Source organism: Acholeplasma granularum ATCC 19168 (assembly GCF_000526235.1).
GTDB lineage: Bacteria > Bacillota_I > Bacilli_A > Acholeplasmatales > Acholeplasmataceae > Acholeplasma > Acholeplasma granularum.
Window position 1 is genome coordinate 19,924 of sequence record NZ_JAFR01000008.1, and the last position, 18,696, is coordinate 38,619.

At 28.6% G+C, this 18,696-nt stretch carries 24 protein-coding genes and 1 riboswitch; of the genes, 3 read left to right on the top strand and 21 right to left on the bottom strand.

The genetic code is table 11. The features are described 5' to 3' along the window. Positions 1 to 82 precede the first annotated feature (82 nt). From G324_RS07965 to cdaA, 19 genes are all read right to left on the bottom strand, one after another. On the bottom strand, positions 83 to 256 hold the full coding sequence (locus G324_RS07965) for a hypothetical protein (protein WP_156921271.1): 174 nt from the start codon (positions 254 to 256) through the stop codon (positions 83 to 85). Positions 257 to 368: 112 nt separating this feature from the next. Then, positions 369 to 2,021 (bottom strand): hypothetical protein, encoded by a 1,653-nt coding sequence (locus G324_RS0103010; RefSeq protein WP_025724923.1) that lies wholly within the window; start codon positions 2,019 to 2,021, stop codon positions 369 to 371. Positions 2,022 to 2,085: 64 nt separating this feature from the next. After that, a complete protein-coding gene (tsaD, locus tag G324_RS0103015; protein ID WP_025724924.1) occupies positions 2,086 to 3,087 on the bottom strand; it encodes a tRNA (adenosine(37)-N6)-threonylcarbamoyltransferase complex transferase subunit TsaD in 1,002 nt (333 codons plus the stop codon). Next, positions 3,087 to 3,518, bottom strand: a complete 432-nt coding sequence (rimI, locus tag G324_RS07210; RefSeq protein WP_162146847.1) for a ribosomal protein S18-alanine N-acetyltransferase — start codon at positions 3,516 to 3,518, stop codon at positions 3,087 to 3,089. Before rimI ends, tsaD begins: the two co-directional genes overlap by 1 nt. Further along, positions 3,493 to 4,086 (bottom strand): tRNA (adenosine(37)-N6)-threonylcarbamoyltransferase complex dimerization subunit type 1 TsaB, encoded by a 594-nt coding sequence (gene tsaB, locus G324_RS0103025; protein ID WP_162146848.1) that lies wholly within the window; start codon positions 4,084 to 4,086, stop codon positions 3,493 to 3,495. Before tsaB ends, rimI begins: the two co-directional genes overlap by 26 nt. Beyond that, a complete protein-coding gene (gene tsaE, locus G324_RS0103030; protein WP_162146849.1) occupies positions 4,083 to 4,529 on the bottom strand; it encodes a tRNA (adenosine(37)-N6)-threonylcarbamoyltransferase complex ATPase subunit type 1 TsaE in 447 nt (148 codons plus the stop codon). The genes tsaB and tsaE overlap by 4 nt, the downstream gene beginning before the upstream one ends. Next, positions 4,526 to 5,797 (bottom strand): glucose-6-phosphate isomerase, encoded by a 1,272-nt coding sequence (locus tag G324_RS0103035; RefSeq protein ID WP_162146850.1) that lies wholly within the window; start codon positions 5,795 to 5,797, stop codon positions 4,526 to 4,528. The genes tsaE and G324_RS0103035 overlap by 4 nt, the downstream gene beginning before the upstream one ends. Beyond that, a complete protein-coding gene (locus G324_RS0103040; RefSeq protein ID WP_025724929.1) occupies positions 5,790 to 6,128 on the bottom strand; it encodes a S1 RNA-binding domain-containing protein in 339 nt (112 codons plus the stop codon). The genes G324_RS0103035 and G324_RS0103040 overlap by 8 nt, the downstream gene beginning before the upstream one ends. 175 nt (positions 6,129 to 6,303) lie before the next feature. After that, positions 6,304 to 6,522, bottom strand: coding sequence for a helix-turn-helix transcriptional regulator (locus G324_RS0103045; protein ID WP_156921272.1), 219 nt, complete (start codon positions 6,520 to 6,522; stop codon positions 6,304 to 6,306). After that, positions 6,519 to 6,980, bottom strand: a complete 462-nt coding sequence (locus G324_RS0103050; RefSeq protein ID WP_162146851.1) for a hypothetical protein — start codon at positions 6,978 to 6,980, stop codon at positions 6,519 to 6,521. The genes G324_RS0103045 and G324_RS0103050 overlap by 4 nt, the downstream gene beginning before the upstream one ends. A 111-nt stretch (positions 6,981 to 7,091) precedes the next feature. Beyond that, positions 7,092 to 7,643 carry a hypothetical protein gene (locus tag G324_RS0103055; protein WP_025724932.1) on the bottom strand — a complete coding sequence of 184 codons (552 nt, stop codon included), beginning with the start codon at positions 7,641 to 7,643 and terminating at the stop codon, positions 7,092 to 7,094. Then, entirely contained in the window at positions 7,640 to 8,470 is an 831-nt protein-coding gene (locus G324_RS0103060; RefSeq protein WP_162146852.1) for a DegV family protein, read from the bottom strand. Before G324_RS0103060 ends, G324_RS0103055 begins: the two co-directional genes overlap by 4 nt. Before the next feature lie 2 nt (positions 8,471 to 8,472). Beyond that, positions 8,473 to 8,934: a divergent PAP2 family protein gene (locus G324_RS0103065; RefSeq protein ID WP_025724934.1), complete on the bottom strand. Its 462-nt coding sequence runs from the start codon at positions 8,932 to 8,934 to the stop codon at positions 8,473 to 8,475. A 1-nt stretch (position 8,935) separates the two neighbouring features. Next, entirely contained in the window at positions 8,936 to 9,169 is a 234-nt protein-coding gene (locus G324_RS0103070) for a NifU family protein (RefSeq protein ID WP_025724935.1), read from the bottom strand. Positions 9,170 to 9,215: 46 nt separating this feature from the next. Further along, positions 9,216 to 9,500: a YutD-like domain-containing protein gene (locus tag G324_RS0103075; RefSeq protein ID WP_025724936.1), complete on the bottom strand. Its 285-nt coding sequence runs from the start codon at positions 9,498 to 9,500 to the stop codon at positions 9,216 to 9,218. A gap of 9 nt (positions 9,501 to 9,509) precedes the next feature. Next, positions 9,510 to 10,031, bottom strand: a complete 522-nt coding sequence (locus G324_RS0103080) for a 5-formyltetrahydrofolate cyclo-ligase (protein WP_025724937.1) — start codon at positions 10,029 to 10,031, stop codon at positions 9,510 to 9,512. Between the two features lie 5 nt (positions 10,032 to 10,036). Further along, positions 10,037 to 11,620 (bottom strand): sensor domain-containing diguanylate cyclase, encoded by a 1,584-nt coding sequence (locus G324_RS0103085; protein WP_025724938.1) that lies wholly within the window; start codon positions 11,618 to 11,620, stop codon positions 10,037 to 10,039. 9 nt (positions 11,621 to 11,629) lie between these two features. Then, positions 11,630 to 11,800 (bottom strand): hypothetical protein, encoded by a 171-nt coding sequence (locus G324_RS07970; protein WP_156921273.1) that lies wholly within the window; start codon positions 11,798 to 11,800, stop codon positions 11,630 to 11,632. Between the two features lie 15 nt (positions 11,801 to 11,815). Beyond that, complete coding sequence (gene cdaA / locus G324_RS0103095) at positions 11,816 to 12,589, bottom strand: diadenylate cyclase CdaA (protein WP_245587889.1); 774 nt, start codon at positions 12,587 to 12,589, stop codon at positions 11,816 to 11,818. 151 nt (positions 12,590 to 12,740) lie between these two features. Between cdaA and G324_RS0103100 the strand changes: the two genes are divergently transcribed. The 3 genes from G324_RS0103100 (at position 12,741) to G324_RS0103110 (ending at position 15,919) form a co-directional block, all read left to right on the top strand. Next, positions 12,741 to 13,043 (top strand): winged helix-turn-helix transcriptional regulator, encoded by a 303-nt coding sequence (locus G324_RS0103100; protein WP_162146853.1) that lies wholly within the window; start codon positions 12,741 to 12,743, stop codon positions 13,041 to 13,043. Beyond that, on the top strand, positions 13,030 to 14,277 hold the full coding sequence (gene hflX, locus G324_RS0103105) for a GTPase HflX (protein ID WP_025724941.1): 1,248 nt from the start codon (positions 13,030 to 13,032) through the stop codon (positions 14,275 to 14,277). The genes G324_RS0103100 and hflX overlap by 14 nt, the downstream gene beginning before the upstream one ends. A gap of 62 nt (positions 14,278 to 14,339) precedes the next feature. Further along, positions 14,340 to 14,443, top strand: a riboswitch (purine riboswitch). A gap of 105 nt (positions 14,444 to 14,548) precedes the next feature. Further along, positions 14,549 to 15,919, top strand: coding sequence for an NCS2 family permease (locus G324_RS0103110; RefSeq protein ID WP_035357250.1), 1,371 nt, complete (start codon positions 14,549 to 14,551; stop codon positions 15,917 to 15,919). A gap of 76 nt (positions 15,920 to 15,995) precedes the next feature. Here the strand turns inward: G324_RS0103110 and G324_RS0103115 are convergent, their stop codons facing one another. Both G324_RS0103115 and dusB read right to left on the bottom strand, forming a co-directional pair. Then, the gene (locus G324_RS0103115) at positions 15,996 to 17,402 is read right to left on the bottom strand and encodes a uracil-xanthine permease family protein (RefSeq protein WP_025724943.1); all 1,407 of its coding nucleotides are present in this window, start codon (positions 17,400 to 17,402) and stop codon (positions 15,996 to 15,998) included. Positions 17,403 to 17,645: 243 nt separating this feature from the next. Continuing rightward, entirely contained in the window at positions 17,646 to 18,641 is a 996-nt protein-coding gene (gene dusB / locus G324_RS0103120) for a tRNA dihydrouridine synthase DusB (RefSeq protein ID WP_025724944.1), read from the bottom strand. Positions 18,642 to 18,696: the final 55 nt, after the last annotated feature.

The window sequence follows — 18,696 nt, forward strand, 5'->3', positions numbered from 1 at the left end:
CAATCTTTTCCTATTTATTATACCATAATAAGGCTAGTATTTCTTTGATGTATTTAGTGGTTTACACAATATTTTAAGTGGATTAATATCCAAATTTATCTCTAGAAAATAAAAGAATTACTGCATATGACTGTGTACCAGTCATCTGGACAAATGTCCAACCACTTTTTACCATATCATTAATTGTTGAATCAATTGCTGATTCAATACTTTTCTTTAAAACTTTATTAATTAAAACAGATTTATATTCTAACATAATACTACACCTTTACATAAATTTTATTTATTATAATTTTATCATTTTAATACCTATATTCATATAAAAATGGTATACCTAACACATAGGTATACCACTTATTATTAAGTAATTAAGGTAACAATAAATCAATATCTACATTAGTACCCAAAGTTAAGTAGAGTTGATTATAAAATGCATTTTGAGTTACAGGATCTAACCCATTTAATGCATCTAATAATCCTTCAACATCACTTGGATCATTTGAATAAGCATCTTGTAGATCAGAATATTGTGGGTTACTTAGTATTGTTGTTAATGCATTATCTATTTGATTTTGTAAATCTGTTAATGCTTGTTGCTGAGAAATACTTGGTGTAATAACAAATCTTAAGTATTTTCCATTAACTAATACACTGTCAACAGTAACACTTGAATTTGCGAAATTCCCCATAAAGTCTTCTAATATAATTTGATTACCTTGAATCATTTCTACATCGCCTACAAGTTCTAAGACTTTTGCTACTTTATCGTTTGTAACTATAGTATCTTCACCAATATGAATCATTTCTATTGTAAATATAAGATCTTGTTTATCTGCTGAAATAGAAGGTGTTGATACTAAAGTAAAATCTGTTTGATATATTTTAGTTGGTTCAGCATCATTATAAAGATGCATAATAATTGTGAAATGAACCTTATTATCTATAAATTCGGCATATAAAGGTAAGGTTTTTAAAATATAGGTACTGCTTCCTAATTCAAAGTTTTGTGCAACATCCATACTTGTTCCAACATAATATTCAATAAGTTGGTTAAATGATTCTTCATGCATATCATAGTTTAGATTCGTTCCACCACCAATTGATGATAAAAGTAGTGATGTTAATTGATTTTGAAACATATTATCTAACTGTGCTTGACTAGTGATTTGAGTTTGTGTTTGATAAGCTACTTTAGATGAGCGCATTTTACCTAAATTTAGTGAAATACCACCAGCATCTTCAGTGAAACCAGATGCTAATAATTCTTCTTCATCAATAAAACCTAAAAGTGCTTCAAGCATGACTCTGTTTGGATCTCCTATATCAGAAATTAAATTAATAATGTCTGTTGATGTTACCCATATAGATTTAGTTTCTAAATCATAATTACCAAAACCTGATACCGCATCAGAAATTAAACCATTGATTCCATTGTCTATAAATTTAGCAGTAACCCAATCAGCTAAATCATACATCCAAAGAATTGGTAAATTACCTATCTTAATGTCTTTAATTACTAGTTTGTACTGATTTTCTACAACATTATTTACTGTAACTTGTTCAATAATGATGTCTAGATCTAAATAAAGTGTTGTTTGATAATAAATACCAGAAACCCCTGCATCTATACCTGCCTCAAGTGAAAGTCCACTATCATCAAACTTAATACTTGCACCTTTAAACCCACCATTATTACCAAATTCTATTGCATATTTTCTTTCACTTTCAGGAATCGTTGATTCAGTTTTCCCAAAATTAGGATTATCTTTTGCATAAACCGACTTTAATGCAGCATTAGCTTCAGCTTCAGTTACTATAAAATCAAAAGATTCAGCCGTATTATCTGCTAAAAATGTATCTAATTTATTACTAGCTATATCATTAAATGATAAGTTTTCGTGTACTTCGAAATCATCTACTGGTGCACTGTAGCCCTTATACATTAAAATAAGCATAATAATCGGCGTTAGAATGATAATTAGTATAACTAATTTGATAATTCTTTTTATCCATTTAAACATCAAAATCCCTCCTTTTGATGTTTATATTATATGCTTATTTTTTAAATTTATATTAAATTTTACTTTACTTCGCTTCAAAATTTAGAGTTGATGTTCCTTTTAGATAATAATCCTTTAATGCACCTTGTTTTTGATATTGATAATATGCTGCAATTCCAATCATTGCAGCTTGATCTGTACAATATTTAATACTAGGTGTAAGTATTGGAATATCTGTGATTCTTTCCTTCATTTTAGTTCTTAGTCCCTTATTTGCAGCAACCCCACCAGCAACAACAATTTGTTTAACACCCAGTATATTGGCTGCATTTTTAGTTTTTTCAACTAATACTTCAGTTACTGATTCTTGAAATGATGCACAAACATCTTCTACTTTAAAAGTTTCATTTCTTTGTTTCATATTATGTACTAAATTTAATACTGAACTTTTTAATCCTGAAAATGAGAAATTATATGGTTCATTTTTTAAAAATGGTTTAGGCAGATTATAAATCGGTTCACCTATATGTGCTAATTTATCAACTACAGGTCCACCAGGATAACCTAGGTTTAACATTCTAGCTACTTTATCATAAGCCTCACCTACTGCATCATCTAAAGTTGTACCCAATAGTTCGATATCTAAGTGATCTTTTACAAGTAATAATTCAGTATGACCACCACTAACTAATAAGGTCAACAAAGGAAAGGTCATTTCACCTTCAATTTGTGCTGCATATATATGTCCTAATAAATGGTTTACTCCAATAAGTGGGATATTATTTGCATAAGCAAAAGTTGTTGCTGCATTAATACCTACAAGCAAAGAACCAATCAGTCCTGGTCCTTTTGTTACAGCAACTAAATCAATATCAGTTATATTAATATTTGCTTGTTTAATCGCTTCATCAAATATATATAGCATAGACTCTATATGCGCTCGTGATGCAATTTCTGGAACAACTCCGCCATATGGTTTATGTATATTTATTTGTGATAAAACAGCATTTGATAATACTTCTTTACCATCTTTAGTTATTGCAACACTGGTTTCATCACAAGATGTTTCAACGCTTAATATAATCATTATTTAACCTCCATTAACATCATATAGCCATCTTCTGTATCATAATAGTTTGGGATGGTACTAATGATTGTTGCGCCATATTTTTCATAAAATTTAATGGCATTTAAATTACTATGTCTAACTTCTAATACGAGTGAAGTGACATTTGTTTCTTTCATTTCTAGTAACGCATATTCAAATAATTTACTACCAATACCTTGATTTTGATAAGGAATATCAACTAAAAAATTCATGATATCGGCGTTTGAATCAATCTGACGAAAACTAATATATGCAATAATTTGGTTATTTTTAGTATAGACATATATTTTTGAAAATTCATTTTCAAGAAGTTCTTGTCTTAAAAATGAATAACCTAAAGAATGTCCAAAGACTTTATTTTCCAAATGAACAATGGACTCAATATCATGAATGGTTGCTGTTCTTATCAAGATTTTTCTCAGCCTCAGTCTTTCTTAAGTAATTAGGTATAAGTTCATATATATTATCAACCACAACTTTTTCTTGAAGAATAACTTTTCCATCAACTTTAATTGTATTTGCATCAAGTATTAATAATTCATCTAAATCACTATTAGATAATTCCGTCATGTGACGAACCTTTTCTTCACTTGTTATTTTTCCTAATTTAATATGTGCTGAAAAACCTTGGTTATTTCTTGCATCATGCCATGCTAATATATTTTTTTCATATCCTGATGTTAGAAAGATTAGACTGCTAATTTTATATAAATTAATATTTGCACTATATGCTAACATTTTAGCTGTCATTACACCTACACGTAATCCTGTATATGAACCAGGTCCTACACCAACAATAATTCCATCTAAATCTTTAACTTTAAGATTATTATTTAATAAAAGTTGTTCAATCATTGGTATGATATGTGCTTGATGATCAGATTTACCAACCCTAATTTGTTCTTCAATTAAATGATTATTATCATGTAACATAATTATTAATGTATTTGTGGAACTATCTATTAGTAAATATTTCATATTTGGTTCATCCATTCATCTGATTTATCATTTGTTGAAATTGTTATAATTCGTGTGTTATCATCAATCCATTTTAAATCTACATTTACATAAAGATTTGGTATAAGTTCTTTGACTTGGCTTGGCCATTCAATAACTGATATTGAATCTTCATCTTCAATATATTCTTCTAAATCAAAGTCCATGCCTAAACCATCTAGTCTATAAAGATCTAGATGGTTTAATTTCTTTTTACCTTCATATGATTTTAAGATTGTAAATGTTGGTGAATTAACAACACTTTTAATACCTAAACCTAATGCTATACCCTTAGTAAATGTTGTCTTTCCACTGGATAGATCACCATTTAGTAAGATAACATTTAAATGTTTTGGCAAAACTTCTATTAATTTTTTTCCTAATTCAATAGTCTCTTGACTTGATTTTGTTGTAAATTGTCTCATTTTTTTCCTAATAATCTAAACATATTCTTTTTGTATGCTTCAACCCCTGGTTGATCAAATGGATTAACATCAAGTAAATATGCACTCATCGCACAAGCTATTTCAAAAAAGTATACTAAATAGCCAAAGTGGTATGCATCTAATCTATCAATTGAAATAACAATATTTGGTACACCACCATCAATATGTGCTTCTTTCGTACCTAAAAATGCTTGTTCATTGACATATGAAATTTCTTTACCTGCAATATAATTTAGTTGGTCTAAATTATTTTCATCAAACGGGATTGTTAATTTATCTAATTTCTTAACTGTTAAAACTGTTTCAAAAATCGTTCTTTTACCATCTTGTATTTGTTGTCCAAGTGAATGTAGGTCTGTTGTAAATGATGCAGAGTTCACTAATAAGCCCTTACCTTCTTTACCTTCAGATTCACCAAATAATTGTTTCCACCACTCAGCAAAAAAAGCTAGCCTTGGTTCATAATTTACTAAATACTCAACATCCTTACCCGATTCATGTAATAAAAATCTAGTAGTTGCATAAAGGTATGCATCATTTTTCTTTAAGGATGGGTTAGATGCATTAACCATTGCATCTTGAGCACCTTGTAACATTTTTTTAACATCTATACCTGCAAAAACAAATGGTAGTAATCCTACTGCAGATAATACGGAAAAGCGTCCACCTACAGCATCTTCAATAACAAACTTTTCATATCCTTCATTTGTAGCTAGTTGATATAAAGAGCCACGTTTTTTATCTGTAGTTGCAAATATTCTTTTTCTAGCTTCTTCTAAGCCATATTTTTCTTCAATATGTGCTTTTAATAAGCGAAATGCAACAGCAGGTTCGGTTGTAGTACCTGATTTTGAAATTACATTAATTACATAGTTTTTCTTGTTTAAATATTTAAGTAAATGTTTTAAATAATTAGATGATAAATGATGTCCTGCAAAAATGATTTCAGGTTTTTCTTTTTTAAAAGGTGTCTTTAAAAATTCAAGGCCTGCTTTTGACCCTAGATAAGACCCACCAATACCAATAACTACTAAACAATCTATTTTACTATATGTTTCTTTTAGTTTATGTATTCTATCAAGTTCTTCTTTATCATAAGAAAAAGGTAAATCCAGCCACCCTAAAAAATCATTACCTTTACCTGTTTTTTGATGTATACTTTGATGTATTAAATTCACTTTATCTTGGAGTTTATAAACATCATCTTTTAGAAACGAAGTTGCCTCTTTAATATTTAATTTAATCATTTCCTAGATCCTCTTTTTTATTTTTTACCCATTCATCTAACTTTTCTTCAAGTGAACGGAATCCTATTTTTATATCAACTTTTTTTAAAACTTTAGGATCCACTAATAGACCCTTTTTATAAGATAATTGCATTTTTAGATTTTTTTGATCACATTCTAAAACAACAGCGTATATTTCATCGCCTACATTAAATAATTTAGTTATGTCTGCAACAAATCTATCTGATATCTCAGATATATGAATTAATCCTTGATAATTTTCATATTCAACAAATACACCATAAGGTTGGATACCAGTGACCTTGCATAATATACGTTCATCTTTTTTCATATCTAAACCTTCTATATTTTCATCTAATTATAACATTTTTAATGACTCATATAAAGGAAAGCTTTTTAAAGTATATAAATTTTGTAAAAATATATAAATTTATATAAAAAACTTATCCTTCATTAGTTTTTTTACTCTTAGTAAAGGATAAGTTTTAATACGGTTTTATTAATTTTTACTTTTTTTCTTCTTCGTAGAAAAAGACATCATTAACAGTTACATTAAAAACTAAAGCAATCTTAAATGCTAATTCTAAAGATGGTGAGTATTTATCTTTTTCAATAGCATTAATTGTTTGACGCGAAACACCTGTAAGATTTGCTAATTTGTCTTGACTCATATCATCGTTTTGTAAGCGAAACAATTTGATTTTATTTGTTATTTGATATTTCATTTAATACCTCGTTGATGATAATAGATAATTAATAAATCCGTTAGAATACCTGCAATAATTATTGCTGCAAACATTACATAAAATAAATGAAGTATTGGTGAACCGAATGCTAACATAATCATTGCAGTTAAAAATCCTATAGATATGGATGAACCTATTGCATTACTTGCTTTAATATCAATTTTCTTATATCTTTCATCTTCTTTATAAAATGAAGCATAACTTTCTTTATCTTTACCATAAACAATAATACCTTCTATAATTGTATGAATAATGATAACTAAGATTCTTGTTGCAATTAAGATCCCTAAATATGTAATAAAGGCAAGTCCCCAACTTTTAAGATCAACTTCTGTTTGTCCAATAAGTTTTGGACTCAAATAAAGGATGTAAAATAATATTGTTGCTACTATAGTGTGTATTACACCAAATAATGATCTTCTTTCAAAGTACGACATTTTTTAATCTCCTTATTGACTACTTTTTGTAATCCGATTTAATTGTATAATATATTTTACATTATGTCAAGTAAATTATACATTATGTATGATATTTTTGTCATATTTGATTTAATTGATGTTTTTATAATTTAACCAGGTATATAAAATGATTGCAACAGGTATGATCATTGAAGAAAAATAACCAACAAGCCCATATAATATAAGTAAAATATTAGAAGTATTTAACATAGAAAAGAACATATAAATAGAATATATATTAAAAAGTATTAAAGGTAGTGCAAATATAGTTACTTTAATATTATCTTTTTTATCAAAAAACTCTGATCTATAGTATTTCATAGAAAAGAAATAAATGGCTATATAAGACATAATTAGTGAAATTAATAATATAATAGATAAATAATGAAGGCTTAATAAAACTGAAGGTACAAGTTGAAAGAGTAAAAATATGCCGTTTACAATTAACCATACACCAGATAAAAGTAATACTCTTTTACTATGAAAACTATGTTCTAAATAAAGCGCACCTAAAAATAATAATGTTGATAAGTTACTTGATAATATTCTTAAATCTCCTGAAAGTGATACATTAAGCAGTGTGTAAGCAAATTCAATAATAAATAATGTAAATAAAATCCATTGTCTTTTTGTAAGTGTCATAAATCATCTACCTCTTTTCCCAAAAATATGCCATAACAATTCATGCCACACTTATATAAAATACTATAAGATATATTTTCATATAAGTTTGCACTGAATTGATTATTAAAATTATATAAATGATGTTGAATAAATTTAGCTGAAGCTACATTTAATCCGCTAAATATATAAGTTTTAATTTCTTTAGAAAAACCTTTATAATTGGTTATTAACAAATTAATATAATTTAATAATTGGCTTTCTTTAAAAAATATTTTTTCTAAATTATAATCCTTATCTTTACTCATTATATAGTATTTGATAAAGGGTTTTATACATTTAATGAACCCCTTATGATTTCTTAGACGTTTATAATCATTAGTTATGATAAGTGTTTTTGATTGATCAATTAAGTCATTTAATTTATCGATGATTTTCGAATAACTTAATCCCTTTTTAATTAAGTTATCTAATGTTTCTAGTAAATATAAAATACCCGGTCCAAATGTTTTAGTATCTATAATATCTATTGAATCATCATCAAGTATTGATTTAGCTAGCATAGCTTCTTTATAACTAGTAGTTAAAATATTACTAGATGTTAATATTAAGATGCGTTTATAACCTAATTGTTTTTGATGAATAATCGCATCCATAAATCCTTTAGGGTTGATTTTTGAATCTATAAATATATTAGATTCATTTAAATTATTTTGAATAATGGTTTTTTCATCTACAAATCTACCTTCATACATAAATAATAAAGACACGTTAGACGCATCTTTAAAAATGTTTATTAATAGTTTATTTTCAATTGTAGAATCTGTAATTATACCAAAGTCTCTCATTACTATTTAAATATGAAAAATCCAATAACTCCACACGCTGCACCCAAAAGGATACCCATTAAAACTTCTTTAGGTTTATGACCTAATTTTTCTTTTAATTTCTTTTCTTCAATATCAATATTTTCTATTAAATTTAATCTATATTTAATTACATTTAATTCCATCGCATGTTTACTTGCTTCTAAGCGAATACCCATTGAATCATGAACAACTACAAGTGCTACTACAATTGCTATTGCAAGACCAATACTCATTGTTTGTCTTTCATAAAAGTCAAACATACCAATAGATACAACAAGTGATGTAACAAGTGCACTATGACTAGAAGGCATGCCACCTGTTGAAATTAAAATACTTTCATCTAGTTTTTTATTAGTGATTCCATCAACAAAAAACTTAATTACCTGGGCAATTATCATTGATGCGATTGATGTAATTAAAACTGCTTCAGGTACTGTAAACATATTATATCGTCACCACCGCAATAATTCCTGGAACATTTTCCAGCATCATTGTTTCTATTCCTTGTTTTAATGTAATATCGATTGCAGCACAACCATCACATGCGCCGCCCATTTTAACATAAACGATACCATCTTCAATATTGACTAGTTCAATATCTCCACCGTCTCTTTGTATGTAAGGTCTTACTCTTTTAATTATTTGACTAACTTGTTCTGTCATTACTTCTAAACTCATTCTACAACACTCCTTAAACTATATCTATTATATAAGATATATTAAATTATACTTTAGTTTCTTTATCTTTAATACGTTTTAGCACATAAAATGGACAATTGTGGTTACAAGACTCATTAATATAGTCAGGAATTTTCTTATATCCATTTACACCTTTAGGATCCTGGCTAAATCCTTTGATTCTTAGTATATCGCTTGCCATATCGCCCACTAAAAATGTGTATCTATCAAAAGCAACATCCACATAACGTTCAGTAAATTTTACCAAATCAAATGCATCTCTATAATTTTTTATTAATTCAAAGTTACCAAATTCTGTTTCAATAATCATTTTATTTTCCTAACCCTTAAAATATGTGTCTAATTTAACATCATATTGCATAATTTCAAATGAAATTTCTTCTTCCTCATAAATTATACCAATTTTATATGGATTTGAATAAACTTTGAAAAATTTATCATAATATCCTTTGCCATAACCTAATCTGTAATTATCTTTAGTCATACCAAGTGCTGGAACTAGTATCACTTCAAGTTTTGAAGTGATATCAAATCCATAAACCGGTTCATTAACACCAAAGTTTGATTTTTTTAATACAGTATTTTTATCAATTTGAAGATACATTATTTTATCATTAATAATTTTTGGATATGCAAATCCCTTCTGTGGATACATATTAATTAAACTCGTTAAATCCATTTCGTTTTTTGTAGGATGATAAATACCTACAAAATCCGCTTTTAAAAAGTGTTCATCTTCACTAAGTTTGTGAATAATATTTTTTGAACTTGAAATAATCTTAGCTTGATCAAACTTTTTTCTATTTTCTATAATTTGTTTTCTGAGTTCTGATTTTTTCATTTATTTTACTTGATGTCCTTAAAGTAACATCCTTGCCCCTTATATTGTGGTAATTGAGCAGTTTTTAATGCTTGATACGCATTTTGGTATAAGTCTTGTGCATTCACTGCATCATCATACATTGTGGCAATCCCAATAAACACTTCAAGTTCTGCTGTAATTGAACCATAATCTACGGTCATATTTAAATGATTTTCTTCTGCCTTGATACCTTTATATAAAGATGCCATCTTTCTTTGGTCAGTAATTGTTATTACAAATTCTAACCCACTTAATCGGTATATATCTGAACTTTCTGTAATAAATGTTTGTTTTAATGTGGCAATATATTGCCCCATAATCATATTTCCTATTTCTCTTCCATGCGTTTCATTAATTTTAGGTATGTTTTTTAAATTAATGATAGCTAGTTGAAATGGTCTACCACTTTGAATTAAAGCTTTTAAATCTGGTAGGATATAGTTTTCGTCTTTAAGAGAATCTAAAACTTCAATTCCTGTTTTTCTAAAGTGTTGTGAATGTATTGGTGTCATAATCCCCATAATAACAGCACTTTGTTTATCTTCAAATAATCTCTTACCTTTTTCTTTAATCCATATAATTTGATTATCTGTATGTAGTCTATAACTTACTGAGTAACTTGGTTTATTTGGAGTTAAATCACTAATAATTTGAAGATACTTTTTTAAATCATTGGGTTCGATTAATGTTCTATATTCATTAACATCAAGTGTGTTTGTAGGTAGTTTTAATTGATTTTTTAAGACATCATTAATCCAGATATCTTTATCGTCTAGATTAATATAGAATAAACCATCTTCTGATAGTTCTATTGTCGCTATAAACTTATGACGTATAGATTCTAATTCATAATCTGTTTTCTTTAATTCACGTTCAACTTCCATTAATGTTTCATCAGTCTTTTTTTCACCTACTGCCATACGTCCTCTATATTTACCGATTGTAAATAAAGGTTGCGTATTTAAATGTAGCACGATTGATTCCCCATTATAATTTAATAAGTGTAGTTCGATATCTTCAGAATCATTAGGTCTAACTATTTTTTTATAGTCATTATAGTATTTTTCTAATGTTCTATTATTTATTTCTTCACCATTCATATGTGTAAAACGAACCTTAGAGTTAAATACTTGAAATAACTTTTTACCAATAACATCTGATTTATCTAAGTTAAGTTCTCTTAAAAGTGAAACTGAAATATCTTTGATACGTTCTTTATGATCAACTACGTAATAAACATTCCATTTAGTGTTTTTTACACCCTTAATAAATAATTGGTATTGACTTGCATTTGTGATTGCGTTTCTAAATGTATTATATAAAGAAATTAAAAATATGAAGTAATTAAAATATAAATAGATTATATATACTAATAAGTAATTTTCATTAATAATGATATGAGAATCGTATATAAACATTGCTACTATGAACAAAGCTAAATTAATAAATGAGAATGTTAATCTATTTTTTAATATATTTTCTCTTAATATAGATTGTGTAATTACAAAAATAATGATAAAAAAGGATAAAATTAGTCCAAATATAGGATGTTGTGTATAAGCTATCATAATTACTACCTATAAAACCGGCTGAATATATATAAAGAATACCGCTAATAGGGCAATAAAAAATGCTACCAAATAAATCAACCATTCATGACGGTCAAAAAATTTAATGACTGATTCGGCAAATCCTCTAGAGCCAATGAATCTAATTGGTTCAATTATAAATTTAAGTATATTTTTCATTAGACTATAAACTCCTTATTTCATAAATAACGTTAAGTATTCATTTAACGTACTTTCATCTTTCATTTTTGTCATCACACCATTAATTGATATAGAAATAGATCCTGTTTCTTCTGAAACCACCACTGTTAAAGAATCTGTAATCTCAGATATACCAAGCGCTGCACGATGTCTTGAGCCTGTGGTTTTTTCAAAGTTTTCATTACTTGATAAAATAAAGTAAGCTCCAGCACACACTATTTTATCGCCTCTAACGATAACTGCTCCATCATGTAGAGGTGTATTTGGTTCAAATATATTTATTAGTAATTCGCTTGAAACATCAGAATTTAAGGTAATCGCACGGGAGGCATACTGATCTAAATTATTATGTTTTTCAATTGTAATTAGACCACCAATCTGTCTTTTTGATAAACTTTGAGCAGCTTTAATAATTTCTGTTTTTGTGCGCTCACTACCCATGATAATATTACCTTGTCTTAACGTTTCTTTCCATAATGATTCTAACGTTAATCTAAAGTCTGGCGCACCTACTACTATAATAAATATTAATAAAATAACTGGTAGTTCCTCATTAATTAGTTTTGCTATTTTAAGACCAAAATGGCTTGCAACACCAAACAGTATAATCATCGCAATATAAAATGAAAACATCGATAATATACGTTTATTATGAAAAACAAATTTCAAAATAAATAGCACTAATATATATATTAAATAGAAATCTAATAATGTCCACCATGTTAAATTACTTGCCCAAACCGGCATAAAATCACCCTCTTTACTCATGTCTTCCTTATTTATGATTATATCATAGTATAGTGTGAATAATCGTTATTGTTTGCATAATTACGGCGTATTAATATGTTATGAATATGTTATAATCTATGTGGTATCATTTAGTTACCAAGGTACTTAACTAAACTAAGGAGTGATTATGATGCAAAGTTGTTCGGTTGAACGTGCAGTTGTATTATTTGGAGAAAAATGGAAATTTTTAATTTTAAGAGATTTAATGGACGGCAAAAAAAGATTTTCTGAACTTAAACGTTCTATAGGTTCTATTTCACAAAAAGTACTTACTCAAAATTTAAGAAGTTTAGAATCTAATGGTCTACTTGAAAGAACCGTTTATCCAGTTGTTCCTCCAAAAGTAGAATACGAACTTACCCCATTAGGTTATAGTTTAAAACCTGTTATTGATGCACTTAGAGCTTGGGGTGAAAAGTATGCAGAAGTTTGATAAAGCAATTCTTGTTGCATTAAACTATCAAGGCACACTAAATTTTACAAAACAGTCTATTAATGAACTAGAAGAACTAGCTAAAGCATGTAATATAGAAACTGTAGAAAAAGTAATTCAAACACTAAATCAAATAGAACCTAAATATTTTATTGGTAGTGGTAAGGTTTTAGAAATCAAACAGATGGTTGATTTATATGAAATTGATATGGTTATATTTGATGATACATTATCTCCTGCTCAAATTAGAAATTTAGAAAAAGCCTTAGAGGTTCAAATATATGACCGATCATTTTTAATATTACAAATATTTGCCCAAAGAGCAAATACTAGACAAGCAATGCTAGAAGTTGATTTAGCTCAAAAATTATATATGTTACCAAGACTTGTAGGTATGGGTAAATCACTATCACGTCAAGGTGGTGGATCTTTTAATGCAAAAGGGCCTGGTGAAACCAAATTAGAAACAGATAGACGTAGACTTTATTCAGATATTAGTAAACTAAAAAATGCTTTAGAAAACATTAAAAAGGAACGAAAAGTTGCAAATGCTAAACGTTTAAAAAACAATATACCTGTTGTTGCACTTGTTGGATATACGAATGCTGGTAAATCATCTTTAATGAATTATTTAGCGACTAATTATGGTACAAATAAAAATGAAGTATTTGAAAAAGATATGCTATTTGCAACCCTTGATACAAAAGCTAAAAGAATTCAAAAAGATAATCATCCACCCTTTATATTAATAGATACTGTGGGGTTTATCTCTAAATTACCTCCAGAGTTAATTCAATCCTTTGAATCTACTTTATCTGATATTACTACTGCTGACTTAATTCTACATATTGTTGATGGCATAAATTATTCAGAACTTCAAATAGATTTTACTAGACAAATATTAAAAAACTTAGGCGTTGAAAATACGCCCAGATTACTTGTTGTAACAAAAAAAGATAAGTTAGATCATATACCTAATATTCATGAAGACTATTTATTAATTTCAAATAAAACAGGTGAAGGTATAAACGATCTTTACCAATCTATTGATGCACATATATATAATGACTCTAGAATTTATGTATTAAAATTACCATATGATCAATCATCAATTTATCAAAAAATTAAAAATGAATGTACAATTTTAGATACGAATTATTATGATGATGGCATTATTATAAGAGTTGTTTTAACACCTGAACAAAAAAATATTTATCATAAACTTTTAAACTAATCATAAAATTATGTATTTTATTTGATTTTGATTGATTTAATAAAAATTGCATGATATACTTTTTTCATGTTTGATAGTTTTGTCGTATAATTGGCTAAATATGGTAGCCAGAGTTTCTACCACTTCACCGTAAAATGAAGTGACTACGATGAGCAACTTTTCTTTTTAAGTTGTCATGTAGATAGAAACCCTTTGTATCCTTCAGCAAGATCAAATGGTTTTTTTATTTTTTCTGACACTCTTTCAAACAAAAAGAAAAAGGAGAAAGTCAATGAATCAAATTAAAAAATTCTTCAAATTTGAAGAACGTGGTGCAACATTCCGTGCTGAAATTATCGGAGGAATCGTTACATTCTTAGCAATGAGCTATATCTTGGTAGTAAACCCAGGTATTGCATCCGGTTTATGGTCAGGTCAAGCAGGTATTCCTTATGGTGGTGTATTCTTTGCTACTGTTGTTGGTGCATTTATTGCAACCTTAGTTATGGGACTTCTTGCAAACTTACCAATTGGTTTAGCACCTGGTATGGGTGTGAATGCATTCTTTGTAGGTGTAATTATTGGTCAATATGGTTACACATGGCAAGAAGCTTTAGCATTAAGTTTTATTGGTGGTGTATTATTTCTAATTATTTCATTAACACCATTAAGAAGAACCTTAATTGATGCAATTCCTAAGGATTTAAAAGCTGCAATTGGTGTGGGTATTGGATTTTTCATCGCATTTGTAGGTTTAAGACTTTCAGGTGTGTTTGTTTGGAACGATCAACTTTCTTTAGGTGATCTAACAAATCCATCCGTTTTACTTGGTTTATTTAGTGTGGTTGTAATTTTTGTAGTTCATACATTAAAACATGGTATATCTAAATTCTCATTTATTATATCTATTGTTGTCACAGCTTTAGTCGGTTTATTATTAGGTGAATTTGGTGTGGCAAATATGCCTTCATTTGGTTCATTTAATTATGATGCCTTTGCTGATATTCCAAATGTTGCATTTGTTGGTGTTTTTGAAGGATTTAAAACTGTATTTAGTCAACCATTATTTAATACTCTATTCTTAGTATTCGCATTATTATTTGTTGATATATTTGATACAGCAGGTACACTTGTTGCAGTTGGAAAGGGTGCTGGTTTAGAAGATAAAGATGGAAATATTCCTAATCTTGATAAAGCTTTATTAGCTGACTCAATTGGTACTTTAGTATCATCAACATTAGGTACACCTGAAATTACTTCTTATGTTGAATCTACAACTGGTGTAGAAGCTGGTGCTAAAACAGGATTTTCATCTGTTATTGTTGCTTTATTATTCTTAGTATCACTTGCACTATTCCCAGTGTTTAATGTCTTTACACACTCATCTGTAACGCTTGGTGCTCTTGTATTAGTTGGGGTATTAATGTCTCAACAATTAAAAGAAATTGATTGGTCAGATATGACTTCTGCAATTACATCATTTGTTGTTATTGCAGGTATGTTATTTACATCAAGTATTGCTGATGGGATTGCATTTGGGTTTATTATTTATACTTTAATCAAGCTTGTTCGTGGTGAAATTAAAGATGTTCATCCAATCATATATGGTTCAGGTATATTATTTATTGTATATTTTGCATTAATGGCCAACCTTGTTGCATAATTTCTAATACAAAAAACTTTATATAAATAAAATAGGGTATTTGCTTAAGCTGAAAGCAAATACCCTTAATTTTTTATTATTTTTTATTTTTATCTAAGAAGTTAAATAATATATTTAATATGATGCCACCTAAAGCAGCAACACCGAGTCCTGGAAGTACAAACGTACTTGTTACAGGAATTGAGTCCACACCTAAACCAACAATTCCAATAAACGCCATGACAGCAATAATTTTAGGATCAAATATGTCTACTTTCTTTTCAATCATTAGTGCAATACCTTGTACAGCAATTGCACCAAATAAGTATAGTGATACACCTTGTATAACCGGATTTGTAATAATTAAACTTAAATTACCTAAGTTTAATATTTCAAGTAATAACCCAACAACAATTGCAAGTATACCTGTTATTAAGAATACATAACTTGAAAAGTTCTTTGTTACTGCAGAAGCACTCACATTTTCTCCATAATTAGTCCCTGCAGGTCCACCACTTAATACTGCAACGATGTCACCAATACCATCACCAATTAAGTTTGTATCTAGCATGTTTCTAATTTCATAGTCTTTACCATTTTTTTCTTTAGATAAGTTATTTACATAAAGATCAATTTGGTTAACGTGAGCTGCTGATTCTGGAATTGTTGCAAAAGCAATTGGAAAGATTGCTATAATTGCTACACCAATTAATTCAGGTGAATTAAATGCTGCAGGAATTGTAACCCATGGCATCACATCTAATAACTTAACTGTTTGAGTACTCATAATACCATCAAAATAATTAGCCATATTATCAAAACTCCAAACACCATTGCTTACAGGTACCCATAGTAAGTATGATAATACAACTCCAACTGCTACACCAATTAAAATTGGTATTTGAGATACAAACCCTTTTTTAAGTATGATTGTTAGTATTGATATTGTAAGGAATGTAACAAATGCAACCAATACACTTAACCAGTCCACACCACCTGCTGGGCCTACATTTAATATACCATTCATTACATTTCCTGATAAGACAAGACCAATGATCATAGCAATCATACCAGTAATATGACCTGGTAAGACTTTATCTATCTTATCTTTACCAAAATACCTAATTAAAAGGCCCGCTCCAATTGACATTAATCCGCTTAATACGGAAGCAATTAAAACAGACCCTAAGACTGTAGATGATGATTGAAGATTGTCAATACCATAAGTAACGACAATAGCAACTGCACCAATGTATGAAAATGATGAACCATAATATAATGGGATTTTAAAACCAGTAACAACTAAAAATGTAATCGTTGCTATCCCACTTGCAAGTATTGCTGCTGGTATGGAATATATTTCTAATCCAAAACCATTCATAATGATTGCTGCTAGAACTGTTGCTGGTAACATAACCAGAAATTGTTGTAGTGCAAATACGATTGATTTACCGATTGATGGTCGATCATCAGGTAAATATCCGACAATGTCTTTTTCTTTCATATGTATCTTCTCCTTTTTTTAAAATGTAATTTTTTCCTAAAAAAAAGACACTATTACGTGTCCTAATAAGAAGGTGTGTTTCCATTTTGAGACCATAAAGTGTTTTCTTTAGGACTTACATTTCATCCAAGTATACCAAACATACAAAGTGATTGCAAGTCTTTTTATCAAAAAAATAAAACTTTTTTTACGAAACAATTTTAGTTAGATTTATATCATATTTTTAATACAAAAAATAATCTATTACAAAACATCTATTGGTTCATTTTTTATTTCATTAAAATAATTTTCTAAGTTTTCCATGTATTCTTTTCTGTTTTCAGTTCTAGCTAATTTAGCTCGAACTTGACTTGCTTTAGGAAGACCCTTTAAATACCACGGCCCATGTGATCTCATTTCTAAACATGCTGTATGTTCACCCTTTAATCTCGCTAGATCATCAAAATGTCTAATCATTAACGTTTTAACTTCTTCATAAGTTCTAACAGGTGCTTCTTCATTATTTAAATATGCATTGATTTCTCTAAATATCCAAGGATTACCTAATGATGCACGACCAATCATCACTGCATCACATCCGGTATAATCTAGCATATGTTTAGCACTTTTACCATCAACAACATTGCCATTACCTACAACAGGAATACTTACAGCATCTTTAACTGCTTTAATGACATCTAAATCCGGTTCACCACTATAACCTTGTGCACGCGTTCTAGCGTGTACAGTAATTAAAGATGCACCTGCTTTTTCAATCATTTTAGCAACCTCAACAGCATTGACCGAATCACTATCCCAACCACTTCTAATCTTTACTGTAACCGGTTTAGATACATTTTCTCTTATTGCTTTAACAATATCATATATCTTTTGAGGATCTTTCATTAAAGATGCACCTGCTTGTGCACCAATTGCTACCTTAGGTACAGGGCAACCCATATTAATATCTATAAAATCACAATTCGAATTTTTATCAATAAAAATGGCTGCTTCTACCATAGTTTTTAAATCACTACCAAATATTTGTTGTGCTGCAGGTTTTTCTTCTGTTGTCATAAAAAGCATTTCCAATGTCTTAGGATTTTGAAAAAAGATTGCTTTATCAGATACCATTTCAGCAAAAACCACACCAGCACCTAACTGGCGTGCCATTAATCTAAAAGGGTGGTTTGAAACACCCGCCATTGGAGCTAATATTAATTTGTTATTTACTACATAATTTCCTATTTTAAAACTCATATAATCACCGAATGCTATTTTATCATAGTTTTAAGTTATAATGGGTTTTGAGGTT

Bases quoted from the DNA above. Each gene is read 5' to 3' on its own strand.
- G324_RS07965 (WP_156921271.1), bottom strand. From the start codon at position 256: ATGTTAGAATATAAATCTGTTTTAATTAATAAAGTTTTAAAGAAAAGT.
- G324_RS0103010 (WP_025724923.1), bottom strand. From the start codon at position 2,021: ATGTTTAAATGGATAAAAAGAATTATCAAATTAGTTATACTAATTATC.
- tsaD (WP_025724924.1), bottom strand. From the start codon at position 3,087: ATGATTATATTAAGCGTTGAAACATCTTGTGATGAAACCAGTGTTGCA.
- tsaB (WP_162146848.1), bottom strand. From the start codon at position 4,086: ATGAAATATTTACTAATAGATAGTTCCACAAATACATTAATAATTATG.
- tsaE (WP_162146849.1), bottom strand. From the start codon at position 4,529: ATGAGACAATTTACAACAAAATCAAGTCAAGAGACTATTGAATTAGGA.
- G324_RS0103035 (WP_162146850.1), bottom strand. From the start codon at position 5,797: ATGATTAAATTAAATATTAAAGAGGCAACTTCGTTTCTAAAAGATGAT.
- G324_RS0103040 (WP_025724929.1), bottom strand. From the start codon at position 6,128: ATGAAAAAAGATGAACGTATATTATGCAAGGTCACTGGTATCCAACCT.
- G324_RS0103045 (WP_156921272.1), bottom strand. From the start codon at position 6,522: ATGAAATATCAAATAACAAATAAAATCAAATTGTTTCGCTTACAAAAC.
- G324_RS0103050 (WP_162146851.1), bottom strand. From the start codon at position 6,980: ATGTCGTACTTTGAAAGAAGATCATTATTTGGTGTAATACACACTATA.
- G324_RS0103055 (WP_025724932.1), bottom strand. From the start codon at position 7,643: ATGACACTTACAAAAAGACAATGGATTTTATTTACATTATTTATTATT.
- G324_RS0103060 (WP_162146852.1), bottom strand. From the start codon at position 8,470: ATGAGAGACTTTGGTATAATTACAGATTCTACAATTGAAAATAAACTA.
- G324_RS0103065 (WP_025724934.1), bottom strand. From the start codon at position 8,934: ATGTTTACAGTACCTGAAGCAGTTTTAATTACATCAATCGCATCAATG.
- G324_RS0103070 (WP_025724935.1), bottom strand. From the start codon at position 9,169: ATGAGTTTAGAAGTAATGACAGAACAAGTTAGTCAAATAATTAAAAGA.
- G324_RS0103075 (WP_025724936.1), bottom strand. From the start codon at position 9,500: ATGATTATTGAAACAGAATTTGGTAACTTTGAATTAATAAAAAATTAT.
- G324_RS0103080 (WP_025724937.1), bottom strand. From the start codon at position 10,031: ATGAAAAAATCAGAACTCAGAAAACAAATTATAGAAAATAGAAAAAAG.
- G324_RS0103085 (WP_025724938.1), bottom strand. From the start codon at position 11,620: ATGATAGCTTATACACAACATCCTATATTTGGACTAATTTTATCCTTT.
- G324_RS07970 (WP_156921273.1), bottom strand. From the start codon at position 11,800: ATGAAAAATATACTTAAATTTATAATTGAACCAATTAGATTCATTGGC.
- cdaA (WP_245587889.1), bottom strand. From the start codon at position 12,589: ATGAGTAAAGAGGGTGATTTTATGCCGGTTTGGGCAAGTAATTTAACA.
- G324_RS0103100 (WP_162146853.1), top strand. From the start codon at position 12,741: ATGCAAAGTTGTTCGGTTGAACGTGCAGTTGTATTATTTGGAGAAAAA.
- hflX (WP_025724941.1), top strand. From the start codon at position 13,030: ATGCAGAAGTTTGATAAAGCAATTCTTGTTGCATTAAACTATCAAGGC.
- G324_RS0103110 (WP_035357250.1), top strand. From the start codon at position 14,549: ATGAATCAAATTAAAAAATTCTTCAAATTTGAAGAACGTGGTGCAACA.
- G324_RS0103115 (WP_025724943.1), bottom strand. From the start codon at position 17,402: ATGAAAGAAAAAGACATTGTCGGATATTTACCTGATGATCGACCATCA.
- dusB (WP_025724944.1), bottom strand. From the start codon at position 18,641: ATGAGTTTTAAAATAGGAAATTATGTAGTAAATAACAAATTAATATTA.